This window comes from Streptomyces monomycini, assembly GCF_022271435.1.
Taxonomy (GTDB): Bacteria; Actinomycetota; Actinomycetes; order Streptomycetales; family Streptomycetaceae; genus Streptomyces; species Streptomyces monomycini.
The window spans coordinates 420,836-443,604 of sequence record NZ_JAFIQY010000002.1 but is presented as its reverse complement, the minus strand read 5'-3'; the positions used below and the strand labels follow the sequence as shown (position 1 = coordinate 443,604).

Genomic DNA, 22,769 nt, shown 5'->3' with positions numbered 1-22,769 from the left:
GGGCGGCGGTCAGGTGCTGCGGCGTTGCAGGTCGGCGGGGTGGTCCGGATCGGTGGAACGGTCCGGGTCGGTCGCGTGGTCCGGGGCAGCGGGGCGTTCCGGGGCGGTGTACGGGACGGCCGCGCCGATGCGGGGGCGCGCCGTGCTGACCACGGCGGCCACGGCGTCCCGGCGCGCGTCCGTGTGGTCGAGCACGTACAGGTCGCCGTGGCGGGCAGGGCCGCCGCTCCTCTCAGGCAGGCCCGAGAGGTCCAGTGCGGCCAGCCCGCCCAGTGTGCTCCTCCCCAGCTTGACGAAGCACTCCTTGCGGACCCACTGGCGCAGGAAGTACGCGTCCGGATCGGCGTGTTCGCGCATCACCGCCCGCTCGGCCGCACTCAGCACCCGGCCCGCCGCGCCCCGCACGCCGTCCGGCAGCGTCCGCCGCTCCACGTCCACGCCGACCGGCCCGTGGCCCGCCACGGCGGCCACCACGCCCGTCGTGTGCGACAGGCTCACGTACACCTGCGGCAGCCCGGCGAGCCCCGGCCTGCCGTGCTCGTCGGAGCCGCAGCCGGGACAGCGCTGCTCCAGCACGAGGGAGTCCGCCGCCCGGCCCAGCAGCTCGGCGGCACAGAGCCGCACCAGCACGTGTGCCGCGACGAAGTCGGCCCGGAGAGCCGGGGTCAGGAACGCGTCCGCGCGCCGCCGCTCCAGGGCGGTCAGCAGCCGTTCGTACGCCGGGACCGGCCCCAGCACCTCGTCCGTCCCCGCCACCACCGCCAGCGGCTGTCCGCCCGTCCCCGTCACGGAGATCACCTTTCCAGTGCGGCCACGGCCCGGGCAAGCCACCCCCATCAGCGCATTCGCATCTTTTGAACGGCCCGCTCCAGGCGTCGGCCGACGAGTGGAGGACCAGTGAACGACATGACGCAGGCGGCGGTTTCCGCTGATTCCGCCGGTCCCTTCCCGGAACTCTTCGCCCGGCAGGTGGCCCGCACCCCGGACGCCACGGCGCTGGCCTTCGAGGACACCACCCTGACGTACCGCGAGCTGGACGCGCGGGCCAACCGCCTGGCGCACTGGCTCGCCGGACAGGGCGTCGGCCCGGAGACCCGTGTGGCGCTGGTCCTGCCGCGTTCGGTGGAACTGGCGGTGGCCCTGCTGGCCGTCCTGAAGGCGGGCGGCGCGTACGTACCCGTCGACCCGGAGTACCCGCGGGCCCGCCGCGCGTTCATCCTCGCCGACGTGGCCCCCGTCCTCGTCCTCGACGAGGGCACCCTGCCCCGCGACCTGTCCGGCCACCCCGCGACCGGCCCCGGCGTACGTCTCACGCCCGGCCACGCCGCGTACGTCATCCACACCTCCGGCTCGACGGGCGTGCCCAAGGGCGTCGTCGTCCCGCACGCGGGCCTCGCCGGGCTGGCGGCCGCGCAGGCCGAGCGGTTCACGGTGACGGCCGGGAGCCGCGTCCTGCAATTCGCGTCGCCCAGCTTCGACGCGTCCGTCGCGGAGATCTGCGGTGCCTGGCTGACCGGCGCCACCCTCGTCATGGCGCCCGCCGCCCGCCTGCTGCCGGGCGCGGGCCTCGCCGGACTGGTCGCCGAACAGCGCGTCACCCACGCCACCCTGCCGCCGTCCGTCCTGGCCGCCCTCCCGCCGGACACCACCCTGCCGCAGATCACCGCGCTGGCGGTGGCGGGCGAAGCCTGCCCGCCGGACGTGGTCGCACGCTGGTCGGCCGGGCGGCGCCTGGTCAACGCGTACGGCCCGACGGAGACCACGGTGTGCGCGACGGTGAGCGCACCGCTGTCCGGCCGCGTGGTGCCCGCGCTCGGCACGCCGGTCGCCGACGTGCGCCTGTACGTGCTCGACGCGGCGCTGCGCCCTGTGCCGGACGGCGGCACCGGCGAGCTGTACGTCACCGGCTCCGGCCTGGCGCGTGGCTACCTCGGCCGTTCCGGGCTGACGGCGGAGCGCTTCGTGGCCTGCCCGTTCGGGCCGGCGGGCGCGCGGATGTACCGCACGGGCGACGTGGTGCGCCGCCGGGGCGACGGCGAGCTGGAGTTCGTCGGCCGCGCCGACGACCAGGTCAAGGTACGCGGCCACCGCGTCGAGCCGGGCGAGGTCGAGCAGGTGCTCGGCGCGCACCCGGCGGTCGGGCAGGCCGTGGTCACCGCCCGCGAGGACCGGCCCGGCGACGTCCGCCTGGTCGGCTACGTCGTACCGGCCGAGGGCCCCGCGCCGGACGCCGGGGCCGACGCGCACCAGGTCGGCGAGTGGCAGGAGATGCATGACCTGGTCTACGCCGACGAGGCCAAGGCGCAGGACGACGAGCCGCCGTTCGGCGAGGACTTCGGCGGCTGGAACAGCAGCTACGACGGCACCCCGATCCCCGTAGCGGAGATGCGCGACTGGCGCGCCGAGACCGTACGGCGCATCCTCGCGCTCAAGCCCCGCCGGGTGCTGGAGATGGGCGTCGGCAGCGGCCTGCTGCTCTCGCAGGTGGCGCCCGCCTGCGAGGCGTACTGGGGAGCGGACTTCTCCGCCCCGGCCGTCGAGCGGCTGCGCCGCCAGGTCGCCGCCGTACCGGAGCTGGCCGGCAAGGTCGAGCTGAGCTGCCGGCCCGCCGACGCGACCGAGGGCCTGCCCACCGGGTACTTCGACACCATCGTGATCAACTCGGTCACCCAGTACTTCCCCAACGCCGCCTACTTCCTGCGCGTCCTGCGCAACGCCGTGGACCTGCTGGCCCCCGGCGGCCGGGTCTTCGTCGGCGACCTCCGCAACCGGCGCCTGCTCCGGCTCTTCCGTACGGCCGTCGAACTGCACCGCGCCGGAGCGGACAGCGACCCGGGTGCCCTCGGCGCGGTCGTCGACCAGAGCGTCCGGCTGGAGAAGGAACTCCTGGTCGATCCGGACTTCTTCGCCGCGCTGACCGCTGAACTTCCCGACGTGACGGGCGCCGATCTCCAGCTCAAGGGCACCCGCCACCACAACGAGCTGACCCGCCACCGCTACGACGCCGTCCTGCACAAGCGGCCCGCCCGTACGGTCTCCTTCGCCGACGTCCCCAGCCTGGCCTGGGGCCGGGACGTCACCGACGAGACCACCCTCGAACAGGCCCTGCGCGACCGGCCCGGACAGCGGCTGCGCCTGACCGGGGTGCCCAACCCGCGCCTGGCGGGCGAGGCGGCGGCCGTGGCCGCCGTCGCGGCGGGCCTGCCGGTGGACGAGGCGCGCTCCCGGCTGGCCGCCACCGGCACCACCGACGGAGTGGAACCCGAGCAGCTCACCGGCCTGGCCGCCCGCCTCGGCCTCTGGGCTGCCGCCACCTGGGCGCCGGACAGTCCGGAAGGCCACTACGACCTCCTTTTCGCGCCGCGGGAAGACCTCGCCTCGGCGGCCCCCGTCGGCCTCTGCCGCCCGTCCGGCGACCTCACCGGCCCGCTCGCGGACCACACCACCGACCCCGGCGCGGCCCTGACCACCGCCGCCCTGGTCACCGCCCTCCACCGGCACCTGCGCGACCGGCTCCCCGCCCACCTCGTCCCGTCCGCCCTCGTCCCGCTGGACACCCTGCCCCTGACGCCCAACGGCAAGGTCGACCGCGCCGCGCTGCCCGCGCCCGGCCCGGCCCAGCCCGGTGACGGGACCGGCGGCCGGGCGCCGCGCACCCCGCGCGAGGGCGTGCTGTGCGAGCTGTACGCCGACATCCTCGGCGTGCCACGGGTCGGCATCGACGACAACTTCTTCACCCTGGGCGGCCACTCGCTGCTCGCCACCCGCCTGATCGGCCGCATCCGCACCGCCCTGGACGTGGACCTCCCGATCACCGCCGTGTTCGAGGCGCCCACGGTCGCCGCGCTCGCCGCACACGTCGACGCCGCCGCCTCCGGGGGCCGCCCGGCCCTGCGGCCGGTCCCGCGCCCCGACGTGCTGCCCCTGTCGTACGCCCAGCGCCGCCTGTGGTTCCTGCACCGGCTGGAGGGGCCGAGCGCCACGTACAACGTTCCAACCGCGCTGCACCTGACCGGCGAGCTGGACCACGACGCGCTGCGCGCCGCGCTGGGCGACCTGCTCACCCGGCACGAGAGCCTGCGCACGGTCTTCCAGGAGACGGCCGACGGCACCCCGCACCAAGTCGTGCTCGGGCCGGACGACTTGGCCGGCATGCCGTCCGTCCTCTCCGTGGTGCGGACCGGCCCGGACGACGTACGGCGCCTGCTCCGCGAGGCCACCCGCCACGCCTTCGACATCGCCGCCGAACTGCCGCTGCGCACCACGCTGTTCCAGACCGGCCCCGACGAGCATGTCCTGCTCCTGCTGCTGCACCACATCGCGGGCGACGGCTGGTCGTCGGCGCCGCTCTCGCGCGATCTGGCGGCGGCGTACGACGCGCGTCGCGCCGGACGGGCCCCGCAGTGGCACCCGCTGCCGGTCCAGTACGCCGACTACACCCTCTGGCAGCGGGACTTCCTCGGCGACCCGCGGGACCCGTCCAGTGTCCAAGCGCGGGAACTCGATTATTGGACACGGCAGCTGACCGGCCTCCCCGAGGAGATCGCGCTCCCGTACGACCGCCCGCGCCCCCGGCGCGCGACGTACCGGGGTGATGCCCTGGAGCTGGAACTCCCCGCGAGCCTGCACGCGAACCTGCACGCCCTGGCGCGCGACACCGGCACCAGCCTGTTCATGATCGTGCAGGCGGGCCTGGCAGCTCTGCTCACCCGCCTCGGCGCCGGGACCGACATCCCGCTCGGCAGCCCCGTCGCGGGGCGTACCGACCAGGCGCTGGACGACCTGGTGGGCTTCTTCGTCAACACCCTCGTGCTGCGGACGGACACCTCCGGCAACCCCACCTTCCGCGACCTGCTGCGCCGCGTCCGCGACACCGACCTCGCCGCCTGGTCCCACCAGGACCTGCCCTTCGAACAGCTGGTGGAAGCCCTCAACCCGGTACGGTCGGCGGGCCGGCAGCCCCTGTTCCAGGTGGTCGCCGCCGTGCAGAATGCCCCCGAGGGCGGCTTCGACCGGCTCGGCGTCCGCACCCGTACCGAGCTGGTCAGCACCGGCACCGCCAAGTACGACCTCTTCCTCAGCCTGTGGGAGCGCCAGGGCCCGCAGGGCGAACCGCGCGGCCTGGACGGCTTCGTCGAGTTCAGCACCGACCTCTTCGACCGCTCCACGGTCGCCACGCTCGCCGCCCAGCTCGTCCGCGTCCTGGAGACGGCCGTCGCCACACCGGACGTGCCGCTCGCCCACCTCGACGTGCTGACCACCGAGGAGCACGGGCGGCTGCGGCGGAACGCGTCGGCAGCCCGTCCGGCGGTCCGGCACAGCACCCTGCCCGAGCTGTTCGCGGAGCAGGCGGCCCGTACGCCGGACGCCACGGCGCTGGTCTTCGAGGACGTCTCGCTCACCTACCGTGAGCTGAACGCCCGCGCCAACCGCCTCGCCCACTGGCTGACCGGCCAGGGCGTGGGCCCGGAGGCGCTGGTGGCCGTGGTGCTGCCGCGCTCGGCGGAGCTGGCGGTCGCGCTGCTCGCCGTCCTGAAGGCGGGCGGCGCCTACGTACCCGTGGACCCGGACTATCCCGCCGAGCGGCGCGCCTTCGTCCTGGCGGACACCGCGCCCGCCCTCGTCCTGGACGCCTCGGCGCTGCGCCGGGACCTGGCGGACCTGTCGGCGTATCCGGACACCGACCCCGTCACCGGCCTGCGCCCGGACCACCCGGCGTACGTGATCCACACCTCCGGCTCGACGGGCACGCCGAAGGGCGTCGTGGTCTCCCACACCGGCCTCGCCGCGCTGGCCGCCGCGCAGGCCGAGCGGTTCGCGGTGACGGGGGAGAGCCGGGTGCTCCAGTTCGCCTCGCCGAGCTTCGACGCGTCGGTCTCCGAGATGTGCGTGACGTGGCTGGCGGGCGCCGCCCTGGTCATGGCGCCGGGGGAGCGGCTGCTGCCGGGCGCCGGACTGGAGGACCTGCTCGCCGCGCGGCGCGTCACCCACGCCACCCTGCCGCCGTCGGTCCTGGCCGCGCTGCCGCCGCACGAGACGCTGCCCGGCGTCGTCTCGCTGGTCGTGGCGGGCGAGGCCTGCCCCGCCGACCTGGTGGAACGCTGGTCGCCCGGCCGCCGCATGGTCAACGCGTACGGCCCGACCGAGGCCACCGTGTGCGCCACCGTCGGCGAACCGCTGTCCGGCCGGACGCTGCCCTCACTCGGCGCGCCGATCGGCGACGTACGGCTGTTCGTGCTCGACGCGCTGCTGCGGCCGGTGCCGGACGGCGGCGCGGGAGAGCTCTACCTGGCGGGCTCCGGTCTGGCCCGCGGCTACCTCGGCCGTTCCGGGCTGACGGCGGAGCGCTTCGTGGCCTGCCCGTTCGGCCCGGCCGGCGCGCGGATGTACCGCACCGGCGACCTGGTACGGCGCCGGGGCGACGGCGAGCTGGAGTTCGTCGGCCGCGCCGACGACCAGGTCAAGGTACGCGGCCACCGCATCGAGTTGGGCGAGGTCGAGCAGGCGCTCGGCGCCCACCCGGCGGTACGGCAGGCCGCCGTGGCGGCGCGCGCCGACCGCACCGGCGACCTCCGCCTGACCGGCTACGTCGTGCCCGCCGAGGACGCCGCCCGGCAGACCCTCGCCGCCGACCTCCGCCGCGACCTGCTCGCCCGGCTGCCCGAATACCTGGTGCCGTCCGTGATCACGGTCCTCGACGCACTGCCGCTGACCCCGAACGGCAAGGTGGACCGCAAGGCGCTGCCCGCCCCCGACCCGGCCCGCGCCGGTGCCGACGCGGGCGCCCGTGCCCCGCGCTCGCCGCAGGAGGAGATCCTGTGCGAGCTGTACGCCGACCTCCTCGGCGTCCCGAACGTCGGCATCGACGACGACTTCTTCGCGCTCGGCGGCCACTCCCTGCTCGCCACCCGCCTGGTCAGCCGCGTCCGCGCGGTCCTCGGCGTGGAGCTGCCCATCGCCGCCCTCTTCGAGGCACCCACCGTCGAAGCCCTGGTCGAACGCCTCGGCCTGTCCACCGCGCGCACCCGCGGCGCCCTGCGGCCCATGCCGCGCCCCGAGGTGCTGCCGCTGTCGTACGCCCAGCGCCGCCTGTGGTTCCAGTACCGCCTCGAAGGCCCCAGCCCCACCTACAACATCCCCCTCATGCTGCGCATCGAGGGCCCGGTGGACGAGGAAGCGCTGCGCGCCGCCCTCGGCGACCTGCTCGCCCGGCACGAGAGCCTGCGCACCGTCTTCCGCGAGACCGGCGGCACCCCGCAGCAGGTCGTCCTCGACCCGGCCACCGACCCCGGCGCCTTCGACATCCTCACCGTCACCGAAGACGTCCCCGGCGACCCGGAGGCGTTCCGCGCGCTCCTCAAGGAAGGCGCCCGGCACCGCTTCGACCTGACCGCCGACCTGCCGCTGCACGTGAAGCTCTTCCGCGCCGGCCCGGACGAGAACGTCCTGCTCCTGCTGCTCCACCACATCGCGGGCGACGGCTGGTCGATGGCGCCGCTCTCCCGCGACGTGGCGACCGCGTACGACGCGCGCCGCGCCGGGCGGGCACCGCAGTGGGACCCGCTGCCCGTCCAGTACGCCGATTACACCCTCTGGCAGCGGGACTACCTCGGCGACCCCGAGGACCCCGACAGCGTCTACGGACGCCAGATCGCCTACTGGCGCGAGCAGTTGAAGGGCATCCCCGAAGAGATCGCGCTGCCCTTCGACCGTCCGCGGCCGCAGCGCGCCTCCTTCCGCGGCGACTCGATCACCTGGGAGATCCCCGCGCGGCTGCACCAACGCCTGCACGCCCTCGCGGGCGAGACCGGCACCAGCCTCTACATGGTGCTCCAGGCGGGCCTGGCCACCCTGTTCACCCGGCTCGGCGCGGGCACCGACATCCCGCTCGGCAGCCCCGTCGCGGGCCGTACCGACCAGGCGCTGGACGACCACATCGGCTTCTTCGTCAACACCCTCGTGCTGCGTACGGACACCTCCGGCGACCCGACCTTCCGCGAACTGCTCCAGCGCGTACGGAGCACCGCCCTCACCGGCTGGGCCCACCAGGACCTCCCGTTCGAGCAGCTGGTCGAAGCGCTCAACCCGGTCCGCTCGGCGGCCCGCAACTCCCTCTTCCAGACCATGCTCACCCTCGACAACGCGCCGGAGGGCGCATTCACGCTGGGCGGCCACCCCGCCCACACCGAGCCCGTCCACGTCGACGCCTCCCGCTTCGACCTGTCCGTCTTCCTGACCGAACGGCGCGGCGCGCACGGCCAACGACCCGGCATGGACGGCGCGATCGAGTACAGCACCGACCTCTTCGACCGCCGTACGGCCGAGGCGCTGGCCGCCCGGTTCGTCGCCCTGCTCGACACCGTGACCGCCGACCCCGACCAGCCGCTCGCCCGCCTCGACGTGCTGACCGCCGACGAGCGGGCCCTGCTGCTCGGCGAGGTCAACGCCACCGACCGGCCGCTGCGGCGCACCTCCCTCGCGGCCGCCTTCCAGGCGCAGGCGGCCGCGCACCCCGACGCCCCCGCCCTCACCTTCCAGGACACGACCCTCACCTACGCCGAACTGAACGCCCGCGCCAACCGCCTCGCCCGGCACCTGGCCGGCACGTACGGCGTCGGCGCCGAGTGCCGCGTCGCGGTCCTCCTGGACCGCTCCGCCGACCTGGTCGTCGCGATCCTCGCCGTCCTCAAGGCGGGCGGCGTGTACGTACCGCTCGACAAGCGCTACCCGGCCGCCCGGATGCGGCTGATCGCGGCCGAGACCGAAGCCGTCGTCGTCCTCACCCAGCAGGACCTGCCGGCCGCCGCCTACCTCCCCGGCGTCCCGGCCCTGGCCGTCGACGCCTGCGCGGAGGCGGTGGCGGACCTCCCCGCCACCGACTTCGCCGCTCCCGCCGCGTACGCCGACTCCGTCGCGTACGTCATGTACACCTCCGGCTCGACCGGCGCGCCCAAGGGCATCGCCGTCACCCAGGGCGACGTGGTGGCCCTGGCCGCCGACCACTGCTGGGGCGAGGACGGCCCCGACGGCGCCCGGCACACCGTGCTCGGCCACGCCTCCACCGCGTTCGACGCCTCCACCTTCGACCTGTGGGTCCCGCTCCTCAACGGCGGCCACCTCGTCATGGCCCCGCCCGGCGACCTCACCCCCGACGACTACCGCACCCTGCTCACCACCCACCGCGTCACCGCGGTCCTTCTCACCACCGCCCTGTTCACCCTGCTCGCCGAGGAGTGCCCCGGCGCGCTCGCGGGCGTCCGGCAGGTCTGGACGGGCGGCGAGGCCGCGTCCCCGTCCGCCGTGCAGAAGATCCTCGACGCCTGCCCCGACACCCGCGTCTTCAATGTCTACGGGCCCACCGAGGTCACCATGTCGGCCACGTACCACGCGATGCGCGCACCGCGGCGGATCGCCGGAAGCGTCCCCATCGGACGCCCCATGGACAACATGCGTGTCTACGTCCTCGACAGCGCCCTGCGCCCCGTCGCTCCCTCGGTGACCGGCGAACTGTACGTCGGCGGCACCGGCCCGGCCCGCGGTTACCTCAACCGCCCCGGCCTCACCGCCGAACGCTTCGTCGCCGACCCCTTCGGCGCCCCCGGCGCCCGCATGTACCGCACCGGAGACCTGGTCCGCTGGACCGCGGACGGACAGCTCGACTACATCGGCCGCGCCGACTCCCAGGTCAAGATGCGCGGCTTCCGCATCGAACTCGGCGAGATCGAGACCGTCCTGGACTCCCACCCCGCCGTCGCCCAGGCCACCGTCAACCTGCGCGAGATCACCCCGGGCGACGCACGCCTGGTCGCCCACCTCGTCCCCGTCTCCAGGGAAGCCTTCGACGCCACCGCCCTCCGCCGCCACCTGCGCGACCGCCTGCCCGCCTACATGGTGCCGACCGCCCTGGTGGCCCTCGACACCATGCCGCTCACCCCGAACGGCAAGGTCGACCGCAAGGCCCTGCCCGCCCCCGACCCCCGCTCCGAACTCGGCGGACGCGGCCCCCGCTCCCCGAAGGAAGAGATCCTGTGCGGGCTGTACGCCGACGTGCTGCGCGTCCCCCGCGTCGGCATCGACGACAGCTTCTTCGTCCTCGGCGGCCACTCCCTCATGGCGACCCGCCTGATCAGCCGCATCCGCACCGCCCTGAACGTCGAACTGCCCATCGGCGCCCTCTTCGAGGCCCCCACCGTCGCCGCCCTCGTCCAACGCCTGGACTCCGCCACCGCCCAGGCCCGCCCGCCGGTGAAACCCGCCGTACGTCCCGACACCGTCCCCCTCTCCTACGCCCAGCGCCGGCTCTGGTTCCTGCACCGCCTCGAAGGCCCCAGCCCCACCTACAACATCCCGCTCGCCCTGCGCTTCTCCGGCAAACTCGACCACGACGCCCTACGGGCCGCCCTCGGCGACCTCGTCGCCCGGCACGAGAGCCTGCGCACCGTCTTCCCCCGCCGCGCCCGCGCCGCCCAGCAGATCATCCTGCCGCCCGACTCCGGCCGCGACCTGCTGACCGCCATCGAGGTGGAGCCCGGCGACCTGGCCCCCGCCCTGCACGAAGCCGCCCGCCACTGCTTCGACATCACCACCGAACACCCCCTGCGCGCCACCCTCTTCTCGACCGGCCCCACCGACCACGTCCTCCTCCTGCTCCTGCACCACATCGCGGGCGACGGCTGGTCCATGGCCCCCCTCTCCCGCGACCTCGCCGCCGCCTACGACGCGCGCAGCGCCGGCGAGGACCCGCAATGGTCGCCGCTCCCCGTCCAGTACGCCGACTACTCCCTGTGGCAACAGGACTTCCTCGGCGACCCGGCCGACCCCGACAGCACGTACAACCGCCAACTGGCCTTCTGGCGCGGCCAACTCGCCGGCCTCCCCGCCGAAATCCCCCTCCCGCTCGACCGCCCCCGCCCGGACGTCACCACCTACCGCGGCGACATGTTCCCGATCCGCCTCCCCGCCGACCTCCACCAGGGACTGCACAGCCTGGCCGGCGACACCGGCACCAGCCTCTACATGGTCGTCCAGGCCGGCCTCGCCACCCTCCTCACCCACCTGGGCGCCGGTACCGACATCCCCCTGGGCAGCCCCATCGCGGGCCGCACCGACCAGGCCCTGGACGACCTGGTGGGCTTCTTCGTCAACACCCTCGTCCTGCGTACGGACACCTCCGGCGACCCCACCTTCCGCGACCTCCTTGCCCGCGTCCGCGACACCGACCTCGCCACCTGGGCCCACCAGGACCTCCCCTTCGAACAACTCGTCGAAGCCCTCAACCCGGCCCGCTCCACCGCCCGCCACCCCCTCTTCCAGACCCTCCTCACCCTCGACAACGCCCCCGAACGCCACTTCACCCTCGGCGGCAACCACGCCCGCCCCGAACCCGTGGACCTGCACGTGGCCCACTTCGACCTGTCCTTCGGCCTCACCGAACAGCGCGCCCCGCAAGGCACGCCCGAGGGCCTGGACGGTTTCGTGGAATACAACTCGGACCTCTTCGACCGGGAGACGGTGGAGGACATGGCGGCGACGCTGATCACGCTGCTGACCGCGGCCGTCGCCACTCCGGACGTTCCGTTGTCCGGGCTGCTGCCGTAACCCGTGCGGGGCGCCGCGCCACGGGGCCACCCGGCACCCCGCCACTGGGCCATCCGAAGCAACAGCCCCTGCGCACCTCCCGCGCAGGGGCTACACCTGTACCGTGCAGACCTTCCTCCCGTACCCCGACTTCGCGGCCTCCGCCGCCGTCCTCGACGCGCGCCGACTCGGGAAGCAGCGGGTGGAGACCCTCCAGGTCCTGCGCGGCCTCACCGTCCCCGGCTACGGCTGGCGGCACCACCCGGCCGTCCGCATGTGGGCGGGTTACGAGGAGGCCCTGGTCCGGTACGGCCTCGAAATGTGCCGCGAATGGACCGACGCCGGCCGCCAGGACACCTGTGCCACGACCCTCGGCCAGGACTTCACCGAGTACCGGCCGCACACCCCCGTACGCACCTATGCCGAACTGTCCGAGGCGGGGGACCTGCCGAACTGGCTGGGCGACCCGGCCTTCCATCGCAGCCATCAGTCGGCCCTGGTGACCAAGGCTCCGGAGCACTACCGGACGCTCTTCCCCGAGGTGCCGGAGGGGTTGCCGTATGTGTGGCCGGCGTCCGATCGGGGGCCGGCCCCGAAGAAGACCTGAATCGGCCGCCGCAGTCACAGCAGACCGAGACCTACCGCCGAGGCGACCGCGAAATAACCGGTGTCATTGGGATGCAGCCCGTCCTCCGACACGTACGACGGGCTCGGACGGCCGGGCCGGGCAGGGTCCTCCAGGACCCGGTCCGCATCGAGCACCGCGTCGTACACGCCGGAGTCCCGGATCCAGTCGTTGAGCTGCCGGCGGAGCCGGTCACCGGCGCTGTCCGTGAAGGGGAAGACGGCGCCCCTGACGGGCACCACGGTCATCCCCACGGCCCTGACGCCCCTGGAGTGGGCGAGCTTGACGAGCGACCGGTGGCCGTCGGTGAGCTGCCGGAGCGTGGGCCGGGGGCCGTCGGCCGCGCAGGGATCGCCGGGCATCGCGACGGCCAGGTCGTTGGCACCCAGGTGGACGAGGGCGGTCCGAACCCCCGGCCGCTGCTCCAGCTCCCGCTCGAAGCGGACGGCGGCCCGCTCCCCGGAGCAGGGCGAGTCCGTCAGCAGCCGGCCACCGGCGATCCCGGCGTTGACCACGCCGGACGGACGGCCGGCACCGGCCAGCCGCTCCGCGAGCTTGTCGGAGAAGCGGCCCTCGGCACCCGGGCCCGCCCCCACACCGTCGATCATGGAATCGCCGAAGACCAGCACGGCGTCACGGGACCGGGCGGACCGCACCTGCACATCGACGGCGCTGAGGTAGTACCAGGACCTGACGGACGCGGTGTACGCGCCGCTGCCCACGGCGGCGAGCTGGTCACCGTCCGCGCGGTAGGACGTGGCCGTGGTGAAGCGGTGGAAGGTGGCCGGCCCGGTCGGCCCGGCGAACCGCAGGGAGACCGCCAGCTTCTCCAGGTTCACGACGGTCAGCGGCACCGGTTCGCTCACGGCGTCCCGGCCCGCCGGAATCGTGGTGGCGCGGGAGCCGCCGAAGGTCAGCGGCCGGGTACTGCCCGGTTTGGTCTTGGCGCCGCCGTCGGACCGGGCGACGACGGCCCCGGCGATCTTCAGCGGCTTGCTGCCGTACGCGTTCGACAGCCGGAAGCGCAGTGCGCTCCCGCCGGTGCTGACGCGTACCACCTGCCGTACGGTCTGGTCGTCGAACCCCTCCTCGGACCAGTTGGGTTCCTCGTCCGGTGCATCGGGGACGGCTCGCTGCATCGAGGTTCCCCAGGCCGCCGTCCAGCGCGGGGCTGCCTGGACCGCGCGGCCGGGGGGTTCGGAGCGGGGGGTGGGGGAGGAGGCGGTGGAGCAGCCTCCGGTGGCGACGAGCACCGCCGCCGTGAGGAGGCCGGTGACCGGCCTCGTGATGCATGGTCGGCACTTGGGCCGCATGACTCTCCTTTCAGTTCGCTCGGGTGCCGAGCCGCCGCATCGACCCGGTGCCGATCCGCCGCACCGCCCCGGTCAGGAAGACCACCGCGCCCAGCACCGCCGACACCGCCAGCACCACCGCCGGGGGCAGCCCCGCCGGCTGCCCTTCGATCCGGATGGCGCCCATGAAGTCGAAGACCGGCAGACCGTTGGCGACCGTGTACCAGAGGGGGAGGTAGACGGCCTGGAAGAGACGGTGGGTACGGCTCAGAGTGCCCAGGGCCAGCGCCAGCGACGGTACGAACAGTGCCCCGGCGGCCCAGCAGGCGACCCCCGCGGCATCACCGGCGACGACCAGCCGGGCCAGCGGACCCAGGCCCGCCACCGCGGTCAGTGCGACGCCCGCCGCCCACTCCGCGACCACCCTGCGGTGCGTCGACGGGTAGGCGCCGAGGATGCCGTCGACACCGTGCTCGTATCGCTGGGTGCCCAGCCGCGACCAGATCAGCACCGGCCAGAGCCAGGCCACCGGCAGCATCAGCCGCGTCGCGCCCGGCACCGGCGAGCAGACACCGAGAAACACCCAGAGCCCGGCGCCCCACCACCACCATTTCGACACGCCCTGAAGCAGGATGCGCAGCTCACCGGCCCACAGCCGCAGCAGCACGCGCCCCTGTTCCGGCGGTGTCCTCAGCAGGGCCAGGACGGAACCCCGCCCGCCGGCGGCGGACCGCGTCGCCTCGTCGCCGTAAGGGGCCTCGTCCACGAAACCGGAGGGGAACGGGCCGGCCGGTGCTTCCCGCTGGGAGGGCCCGGCCGATGCTTCCCCTTGGGAGGGCCCGGCCGGCCGCTTGCCGTGGGCCGGGTCGAAGCGGCGGAACCACAGGGCGGGCAGCAGCGCGACGACCACCGCGATGCCGAGGAACGCCGTCCGGGCCAGGACGTAGCCGGCGTCCGGTGTGAAACCGTGCCAGTTGAACACCTGCAACGGCTCGTCCAGGTAGGTCAGGCCCAGACTGAACGCGCCGTCCACCGTGATCTTCTGCGCGAGCAAGTCCTCGTACATCGACTTCGCGACGCCGTTCACGCCGATGCCGCCCAACGGCAGACCGGGGCCCTGGCCACCCATGGCCAGCACCACCCAGACGCAGAACCACAGGACGTTGCCCAGCCCGCCGCGCAGCAGCGGCAGCGCCTCGAAGAACAGGGCGAAGGCGGCGGGCAACGCCACCAGCGGCACCGCGAGCAACAGAAACGGCTGCCAGAGCGCGAAGAAATCCACCCTCATGTCCTCGCCGCGCACGAGCTGCGTCACCAACGCGGTGGCGGCGAGCACGCCCACCATCGAGGCGAGCACCAGGAGATTGCTCAGAAACTTCCCCGCCAGGTAGGCCCACGTCCGCATCGGGGTCGCGGCGAGCAGCTGCCCCACCCCGGTGCGGCGGTCCCGCCCGATGGAGTCCCGGACGACGTAGAAACCGCCGAGCGAGACCCACAGGCCGCAGGCGAGCGCGGTCGCCGTACCGACGTACGCGCTGTTGTAGACGCCGCGGTGGTCACCGAGCTGCATGATGACCCACCGGGAGCCCGAGTCCGGCACCGCCAAGAACCCCAGGGCCACGGCCGCGGCCAGTGTCACCACGTAAGCGGGCCGCCGTACCCGGTCCTTGAAGTCGGCGACCGCCAGACCGCGGAGCACCCGCGTCATCGGGCCACACCGCCCGCGACGGCGGCGGGCCCCGGCGTGGAGCGGTCGGAACCCCCGTACCCGACCGCCCCGTTGACGACGTGGAGATACGCGTCCTCAAGATCAGGAAGCACCCGCACAGCCCCCTCGTACGGCCGGCACGGGGCCAGCAACCGGACCCGCACCCCGTCCTTCGTCCGCACCAGACGGCTGACGGCGTACCGCGCCCGCACTTCGGGTACGGCGGCGGGGTCGACCACCGCCTCCCACACCAGCCCGTCCACCTCACCCAGCAGCGCCTCCGGTGTGCCGCGGCGCAGCAACCGTCCGCCCGCCACCACCGCGATGTCGGATGCCACCGACTCCACGTCGGACACGATGTGGGTGGAGAACAGCACCACCTTTTCCGCCCCGAGATCGCTGAGCAGATTGCGGAACCGCACCCGCTCCTCCGGATCCAGCCCGGCCGTCGGCTCGTCCACGACGATCACCTGCGGATCACCGACCAGCACCTGCGCGATGCCCACCCGGCGCAGCATCCCGCCGGAGTACGCGCCCAACGGCCGCTTGACCGCCTCGGTCAAATTGACCAGCTCCAGCAGCTCGTCGATCCGGGCTGTGGCCGACCGGCACGAAATCCCCTTCGCCGCGGCCAGGTACCGCAGGAATTCCCGCGCAGTGAGATGGGGATAGACACCGAAATCCTGCGGCAGATATCCGAGTGCTTTGCGCAGCACATTCGGCTTGGCCACCACATCCTCACCCTGAAAGACGACCCGGCCGCTGGTAGGACGGGTGACGGTGGCGGCGATCCGCATCAGCGAGGACTTACCGGCACCGTTGGGCCCCAGCAGCCCCAACATCCCCGGACCCAAATGCAGAGTCATTTCATCGACAGCGCGCTTGCCGCCCTTGTACACCTTGCTGACCCCGCAAAGCTGAAGCACGGACATGATCAGCTCCCGCCCCGCAGCCCGGTGAGACCCTTGGGCACCCCAGCCCTGAACCTCGCGTCACAGATCGCGAAGCCACTGCACCCGGCACCGCCGTCCAGCACGCCCCCCTTCAGCACCCACGCCAGATGCTCACTGCCGACCGCCACCCGGCAACCGCTCCACTCAGCCACCACACCGTCGGCCATCTGCTCCACCCCTCCGAAGAACCACGTTCCGTAACTGGAACGGAGTCTCCCGGCAGGTGAGCAGCCGGCACATCTGCCAAACGGCAGATATCCGCGACCGGCCGGAGCGCCCCTACCGCGCCTACCGCCCCTTCACGGCCGGAAGCACGCAGCCGACCCGCCATCCCCCGCCGCGCGGCCCAGCCTGGAGCACCCCGCCCAGCGCGTCGACCCGCTCCGCCAACTCGGCGAGCCCCGTGCCACCACCGTCCCGGGTGCCCCCCGGCACCCCACCCCCGTCATCGGCGACCGTCACCTCGACCGAGCCGTCGGCGGTACGGCGGACCTCCACCACGACCCGAGCGGCACGCGGAGCATGTCGCCGTACGTTGGTCAGCGCCTCCAGAACCACGCGGTACGCAGAGTCCCCAGCCTCCCGCGACAACACCCCCACCAGCCCGTCATCCGTCACCCACCGCGTCTCCGCACGCGTCATCGCGGAGAAACGCTCCACCAACTCCCCCAGATCAGCCAATCCGTACACCCGGGTGGGCGGCGTTTCCACCCGCTCCACCCGCTCCACCCGCCCCACCCGCCCCTTCCCCTCCACCTGACGCAGCGCCCGCACCGTCTGATCCATCGAATCCAGCGCCCGCAGCCCCGCCCCCTCAATACGCGCGAACAGCTCACGAGTCTCCGCCGGCGCGCCCTCGTCCAACTGAGCCGCCTGAGTCTCCAGCACCATGCCCGTCACCTCGTGCGCGACGAAGTCGTGCAGATCCCGCGCGACCTCCAGCCGCTGATCCCGCAGCGCCTCGGTGACCGCACGGGCCCGCCGCCCGTCCAGCGACCTGAGATAGAGACCGACCCCGGTCACGCACGCGGCAGGGAAGAACCCCAGAAACACCCCGAAGGCCGACTCGCGCCAGCCCTGCCCCGGCATGGGCAACGTGACGCGCAACAGCAGGCAGACCGTCGCGGAACCCACCAGCCCGCCCACCCAGCCGACCCGAGACGCGGACTCCCACCGCACCACCCGGTACAGCAGAACCAGCAGCGCCACCCACTCCAAGGGCAGCCAGAACCCCACCAGCTTCGGATCACCGGAATACGCGAAGTCCAACACCAGCGACAGCCCCGCCGCGAAGCCTGACGCCTGGGTGAGGGAGACCCGTCCCGCCGGCCACCCCAGCATCGCGGCCGCCACGGCCACCGCCGCACAGAGCGCCAGGGGAAGCGCGCCGGCCGAGGCCCCCATCGCAGGAAGCAACACCGCCACCACGAACACCGCGCACCAACCAAGACGCTTACGCCCCGTCGGCCGCACATCACCTTTCACCCGCCCGAGGCTACGCACACGACCCGAAGCCGCCAACGCGCCTCCCTACGCATCACCTCCCGCCGCGGCCCTCCACATACCCCAGCTCCCACGCCCGCACCGCCACCCCGACCCGATTACGCACCCCGAACTTCCGCTGAATCGCCGCCACATGCGTCTTGACCGTCCCAGCCGAAATGAACAACTCAGCGGCGACATCAGCATTGGTCTTCCCCTCACCCACCAACGCAGCCACCTCCACCTCCCGCCCGGTCAACGGCGAACTCCCTCTCTTCCGCTTCGTGTCGGCCCCCTGAACATGCCGAAGCAACCGCACCGTGACCTCCGGACTGATCAGACTGTCCCCCGACACCGCCGCCCGCACCGCCTCCACCAACAACGCCGGCCCCGCCCGCTTCAACAAGAACCCCGAAGCCCCGTAACGCAACGCCGGATACACATACTCGTCCAGATCAAAGGTCGTCACCACGACCACCCTTGTCCGCCACCCCGACTCGCCCCCAGCCAGCAGCCGTGTCACCTCCAACCCATCCATCCGCGGCATCCGGATGTCTACCAACACCACATCCGGCCCCAGGCTCCGCGCCATCTCCACCGCCTCAACCCCGTCCCCCGCCTCCCCGACCACCTCCATGTCCGCCTGGCTCTCCACAATCCGCCGCATCCCACGACGGACCATCTCCTGATCGTCGGCAATCAGCACGCGTATGGTCATGGGTGGACATCCTGCCGGACGGGACGACGGCCCCCATCCGGAGACCACCGACGACGGAGCGCCGTCTCAAGCGCTCGCGTCCGAACGCTCCAGGCCTCTGGTAGTGCCGGAGGGGCGCCTGGCGGGGAAGATCATCCGCTGGTTGTCCAGCACCCGGGCCAGAAGCTCCCGGTTCCCGATGACGCTGAGATGCGTCGCCGTCAGACCCCGCTCCGCAACTGCTCGCGAAGGTCCTGGAGCCGGACCTCGGGGTTCTTCTTGACGACGTACTAGCCGTAGCCGTTGATGTCGACCCGTCTGTACCTTGAGGGCGGGCGACGGCTTGGAGAACGCGCGGCCGTCCTCGATCTCCAGCCGGCCGTCCGCCGTCACTGTGGCCTCGTGGGCCGGCCCACGGCGCGGTTTCCCTGCAAGCTTGGTCGAATTCGGTCATGCCACCCCCGGTGGCCAGTAGCATGTCGATCCTGTGACGTGGGGAGCATCTGTGTCGGTGGGGGTTTGAAGTGGCTCTGGACGGGCCCAGTTTGGGCAGGATGCTGGACGACGTGGCGGCTGGCAGGATCCAGCTCCCCGACTTCCAGCGACAGTGGAAGTGGGACGACGACCGGATCCGCGCCCTGCTGGCGACCGTGACGCTCGACTACCCGCTGGGCGTCGCGATGACGCTGGAGACGGGCGGCGACGCCCAGTTCAAGGCCCGGCCGCTGCACGGCACCGATGTGCAGCCGCGCGTGGTCCCGGAGCAACTGCTGCTCGACGGTCAGCAGCGGCTGACGTCCTTGTTCCAGGCGCTCCGGTCGGACCGCCCGGTGGAGACGACGGGTGCGCGCAACAAGCCGCTCAGGCGCTGGTACTACGTCGACATCGCCAAGGCCGTGGACGAGGCGGCGGATCGCGACGAGGCGATCGTGTCCGCACCCGAGGACCGGGTGGTGCGCGGAGCCCACGGCCGCACGAGCCAGGACCTCTCGACGCGCGAGAAGGAGTGCGCGAGCGGCCTGTTCCCCCTGAACCTGATCTTCGAACCGGAGTTGACCGGGAAGTGGCAAAGGGCCTACGTGAGCGGTGGCGACGACCGCTGGGACCTGTGGTCGGCGTTCCAGGCCCGGGTCATCGACACGGTCAAGGGCTTCAAGGTGCCCTTGATCCGCCTCCCGAAGGAAACCCGCAAGGAGGCGGTGTGCTCGGTGTTCGAGCGGGTGAACACCGGCGGCGTCGTCCTCAACGTCTTCGAGCTGCTCACGGCGACCTACGCGGGGGACACGCAGTACTCGGCGGACCACGGCGGCCAGGACTTCAGCCTCATCAAGGACTGGCAGGCCATCAAGGGTGAACTGTGCGCCGCCCATCAGGTGTTCGGCACCCTGGACAAGGACAACGGCCAGGAGACCGGGCTCACGAGCCTGGACTTCCTCCAGGCCATCGCGCTGGTACGCACGTACGTGCGCAAACAGGCCTTCCTGGCGGAGCACCCCGGAGCGACGAACGCCCCGGCAGTGAGCTGCAAGCGCCGGGACCTGCTGCACCTCCCGTTGGCCGACTACACGCAGATCGCTCCGAAGACGGCCGAGGCGCTGTCCTGGGTGGGCCGCTTCCTGGCCACGCAGCATGTCTTCCGCGAGCGTGACCTGCCGTACGGGTCGCAGGTGGTGCCCCTGGCGGCCATTGCCGTCCTTCTCGGCGAAACGCTGCAGGAGCCGGCGGTGCAGGAGAAACTTGCCCGCTGGTATTGGTGCGGTGTCCTCGGTGAGCTCTACGGAGGGGTCACGGACACCCGGTTCGTTCGGGATGTCGAGCAGGTGGTCGGCTGGATCAAGGACGGCGGCGCGGAGCCCGACACCGTCACCGAAGCGACGTTCCAGGAACAGCGCCTGCACCGGCTCACCTCACGCAACAGCGCCGCGTACAAGGGGGTCCATGCCCTTCTCCTCAAGGAGGGTGCGATCGACTGGTACTTCCACGGGGAGCCGATCAACGAGCAGTTCCTGATCGGGCAGTACGTGGACATCCGGCAGGTCTTCCCGAAGGCCTGGTTCGAGCGGAACGGCGTGGACGGCACCCGGATGAGCAGCATTGTCAACAAGACACCGCTGTCCTACCGGGCGATGCAGGAGATGGGGGCCGGCGCGCCGTCGGCGTACCTGACCGCTTTCGAACGGCATACCGGCAGTCCGGGTGACTGGTTCGACGACATCATCGGAACGCACCTCATCGACGCCAAGGCGTTGCGCGCGGACGACTTCGACGCCTTTTACCGGCACCGGACGGCCAAGCTCCTGGAGCTCGTGGAACGGGAGATGGGCAAGGCCGCGGTGCGCGAGGGGGCGAGCGTTGCCCACGCCGGATGAGGCCACCGTCAAGGGACTGGAAGGTAGTGCCCTATCAATCCGGCGCCTGTTGTCGTTGTGGGACTACCGGATCCGTGACCACGCGTCCGTACCACAGGTCCGGCTCGACCTGACGAACGCCGGCCTGGACACCGTGCCTGACTTCGCGGTCGGCGCGTTGGACGACGAGGTCACGATCGTCCCCATCGCCCGCGACCGAGACGCGGCCGCCGACACCGATGACGGCGATGACGCCACCGAGCAGGACCCGGCCGATGACTCCGAGGAAGCCGTCGGCGTGTTCCCGCAGGCGGCGATGCGCGTGCACGACCTGCCCTGTGCCCACAGAGTCGCGGCGATCACACCCGATGAGCCGCTTTCCGCAGCGATGGGCAGAATGGCGGAGCACGGATACTCACAGCTTCCCGTGATCGACACGTCGGGAACCCTGCACGGGGTCGTCACCTGGGCGTCGATCGTGCACATGCACGCGACCGGACGTACGACATGTCTGGCCAACGCGATCACCACGGAATACGAGATCGTCAACGCCTCGGCCCATCTGCTGCCGGTACTGCCGGCGATCCGCGCGCACGAGTTCGTTCTCGTCCGGGCCGCAGACGGCCAGGTGTGCGGCATCGTCACCTCCGCCGACCTCGCCGGCGAGTTCGGCACCGTGGCCCGCCCCTTCTTCACCTTGGGCGAGATCGAACGCCGACTGCGGCGCTGCCTGGGACGTGTCTACGACGAGTCCGACATCCAGAAGGTGCACAAGAAGAAGAACTCGGTCGACGAGATGATGTTCGGCGAGTACATCCGCCTCCTAAAAGACGAGGGGCGCTGGGACAAACTCGGGTGGCCCCTCGTCGACCAGGACCACTTCCTCGGACTACTCAACCGCGTGAAGGACGTCCGCAATACGGTCATGCACTTCAACGCACCGTCACTCAGGGCCGAACAACTCGTCCTGCTGGACAGCTTCGTCGCCATGCTGCGCCAGTACGACCCTGACTACGGGGCGACCAACAGGGGCTGAACCCCAGAGTTGGACGAGTAGTTCCGATGTGGCTCAGTGGTCGTAGGCGATCAGTGGCCTGGTGGTGAGACGGGCGAGGGCCTCGCCGCCATCACAGTGACCTCCCCGTGCTTTGCGCCTGCCGAGACCGCAAAGACTCGCACACTCCACTTCGGCCAGGGTTTTTTCGGGTCCGTGCCTCGAAAAATGCGGGATTACCAGGTTCGGCGGACAGAACGTTCTCGACGGCTGGGTGAAACGCAGAACGGGACCGCCGTCTCGCAGAGCCGTCAGTCAACTGGACCACATCCGGCCCGACCGGTGGCGCCCCGCCTGGAGCGAAGAACTCCAGTACGTGCTGGCCGTCCGGTGGCATCTGGTCGAGTTGCAGACGGCTCAGAACGAGCTGCTCGGCCGCGTCCTCATGGCACCGCTGGTCAGCAGCGCCGAGTTGCAACGTCGGAACGTCCTGCCGGTCCAGGACACCGCCCGTCGTTCCGCCCCCGCCCCACCCACTACAGACCGACCCCATCCCCGGGGGCGAGGGAATCGAGGCGCGCGAGCCGCACGCCGTAAGGCCACTCACCGCTGAGAGGAACTCTCCGGTCGACTCTTCCACGCGACCACGGAAGAAACGGAATTCGGGTGCCGAGCAGTCGTCCCGCAGAAAGCGACAAGATTCATAGGGCTCTCGTTGACGGTGACTCGTCCCTGCACGTCGGTGCCTCCCTTTACGGTTTTACGGTGGAAATCCGGTTGCCGTCGAGGCAGCGGGGAGGAGCGATAGGCGTGCGCAGGGTGTCACTGGAGATGTTTCGGTTCACGAGGGTAGAGAGGCCCGGTTTGTGCGGAGCGGTGCTGGACGCCTTCGGCGTGGCCGGTGAATACTTGACGACGGCGCTTGGGTCGACGCGGTGCGAGAGCGGCTGCGCCAGGTCGGCTGGGTGGCGGCGATCGAAGATGAGGGTCTGCATCAGGTCGCCGTGGACTGGTTCCTGGGTACTCCCGCCCTGTGGGTTCCCCAGGGCATCGGTGACCAGCTTCTGCGGCAGAGAGCTCGATGAAGGCCGTC

At 72.1% G+C, this 22,769-nt stretch carries 11 protein-coding genes; 4 read left to right on the top strand and 7 right to left on the bottom strand.

The window, feature by feature from the left end:
- Positions 1-9 precede the first annotated feature (9 nt).
- Complete coding sequence (locus JXZ78_RS04510; protein WP_157851798.1) at positions 10-789, bottom strand: 4'-phosphopantetheinyl transferase family protein; 780 nt, start codon at positions 787-789, stop codon at positions 10-12.
- 108 nt (positions 790-897) lie between these two features.
- Here JXZ78_RS04510 and JXZ78_RS04505 point away from each other — a divergent pair, with 108 nt between their 5' ends.
- Positions 898-11,598, top strand: a complete 10,701-nt coding sequence (locus tag JXZ78_RS04505; RefSeq protein ID WP_372498393.1) for a non-ribosomal peptide synthetase — start codon at positions 898-900, stop codon at positions 11,596-11,598.
- Between the two features lie 103 nt (positions 11,599-11,701).
- On the top strand, positions 11,702-12,184 hold the full coding sequence (locus JXZ78_RS04500) for an MSMEG_6728 family protein (RefSeq protein ID WP_030017758.1): 483 nt from the start codon (positions 11,702-11,704) through the stop codon (positions 12,182-12,184).
- 14 nt (positions 12,185-12,198) lie between these two features.
- Here the strand turns inward: JXZ78_RS04500 and JXZ78_RS04495 are convergent, their stop codons facing one another.
- The 5 genes from JXZ78_RS04495 to JXZ78_RS04475 form a co-directional block, all read right to left on the bottom strand.
- Positions 12,199-13,515 (bottom strand): GDSL-type esterase/lipase family protein, encoded by a 1,317-nt coding sequence (locus JXZ78_RS04495; protein WP_050502041.1) that lies wholly within the window; start codon positions 13,513-13,515, stop codon positions 12,199-12,201.
- A gap of 10 nt (positions 13,516-13,525) precedes the next feature.
- A complete protein-coding gene (locus JXZ78_RS04490) occupies positions 13,526-15,202 on the bottom strand; it encodes an ABC transporter permease (protein WP_033037060.1) in 1,677 nt (558 codons plus the stop codon).
- A complete protein-coding gene (locus tag JXZ78_RS04485; RefSeq protein WP_050502042.1) occupies positions 15,199-16,128 on the bottom strand; it encodes an ABC transporter ATP-binding protein in 930 nt (309 codons plus the stop codon). The genes JXZ78_RS04490 and JXZ78_RS04485 overlap by 4 nt, the downstream gene beginning before the upstream one ends.
- A 315-nt stretch (positions 16,129-16,443) precedes the next feature.
- The gene (locus tag JXZ78_RS40125) at positions 16,444-17,640 is read right to left on the bottom strand and encodes a sensor histidine kinase (RefSeq protein ID WP_279634481.1); all 1,197 of its coding nucleotides are present in this window, start codon (positions 17,638-17,640) and stop codon (positions 16,444-16,446) included.
- A 52-nt stretch (positions 17,641-17,692) separates the two neighbouring features.
- The gene (locus JXZ78_RS04475; protein WP_030017749.1) at positions 17,693-18,355 is read right to left on the bottom strand and encodes a response regulator; all 663 of its coding nucleotides are present in this window, start codon (positions 18,353-18,355) and stop codon (positions 17,693-17,695) included.
- A gap of 533 nt (positions 18,356-18,888) precedes the next feature.
- Between JXZ78_RS04475 and JXZ78_RS04470 the strand changes: the two genes are divergently transcribed.
- Entirely contained in the window at positions 18,889-20,703 is a 1,815-nt protein-coding gene (locus JXZ78_RS04470) for a GmrSD restriction endonuclease domain-containing protein (protein ID WP_050502039.1), read from the top strand.
- Positions 20,687-21,718, top strand: a complete 1,032-nt coding sequence (locus JXZ78_RS04465; protein WP_157851455.1) for a CBS domain-containing anti-phage protein — start codon at positions 20,687-20,689, stop codon at positions 21,716-21,718. Before JXZ78_RS04470 ends, JXZ78_RS04465 begins: the two co-directional genes overlap by 17 nt.
- Before the next feature lie 710 nt (positions 21,719-22,428).
- Here the strand turns inward: JXZ78_RS04465 and JXZ78_RS40635 are convergent.
- Positions 22,429-22,671 (bottom strand): hypothetical protein, encoded by a 243-nt coding sequence (locus JXZ78_RS40635; protein ID WP_157851454.1) that lies wholly within the window; start codon positions 22,669-22,671, stop codon positions 22,429-22,431.
- Positions 22,672-22,769 lie beyond the last annotated feature (98 nt).

Coding starts and splice junctions, on each gene's coding strand:
- JXZ78_RS04495 (WP_050502041.1), bottom strand. CDS start 13,515: ATGCGGCCCAAGTGCCGACCATGCATCACGAGGCCGGTCACCGGCCTC.
- JXZ78_RS04490 (WP_033037060.1), bottom strand. CDS start 15,202: ATGACGCGGGTGCTCCGCGGTCTGGCGGTCGCCGACTTCAAGGACCGG.
- JXZ78_RS04475 (WP_030017749.1), bottom strand. CDS start 18,355: ATGACCATACGCGTGCTGATTGCCGACGATCAGGAGATGGTCCGTCGT.
- JXZ78_RS04470 (WP_050502039.1), top strand. CDS start 18,889: ATGCTGGACGACGTGGCGGCTGGCAGGATCCAGCTCCCCGACTTCCAG.
- JXZ78_RS40635 (WP_157851454.1), bottom strand. CDS start 22,671: ATGCAGACCCTCATCTTCGATCGCCGCCACCCAGCCGACCTGGCGCAG.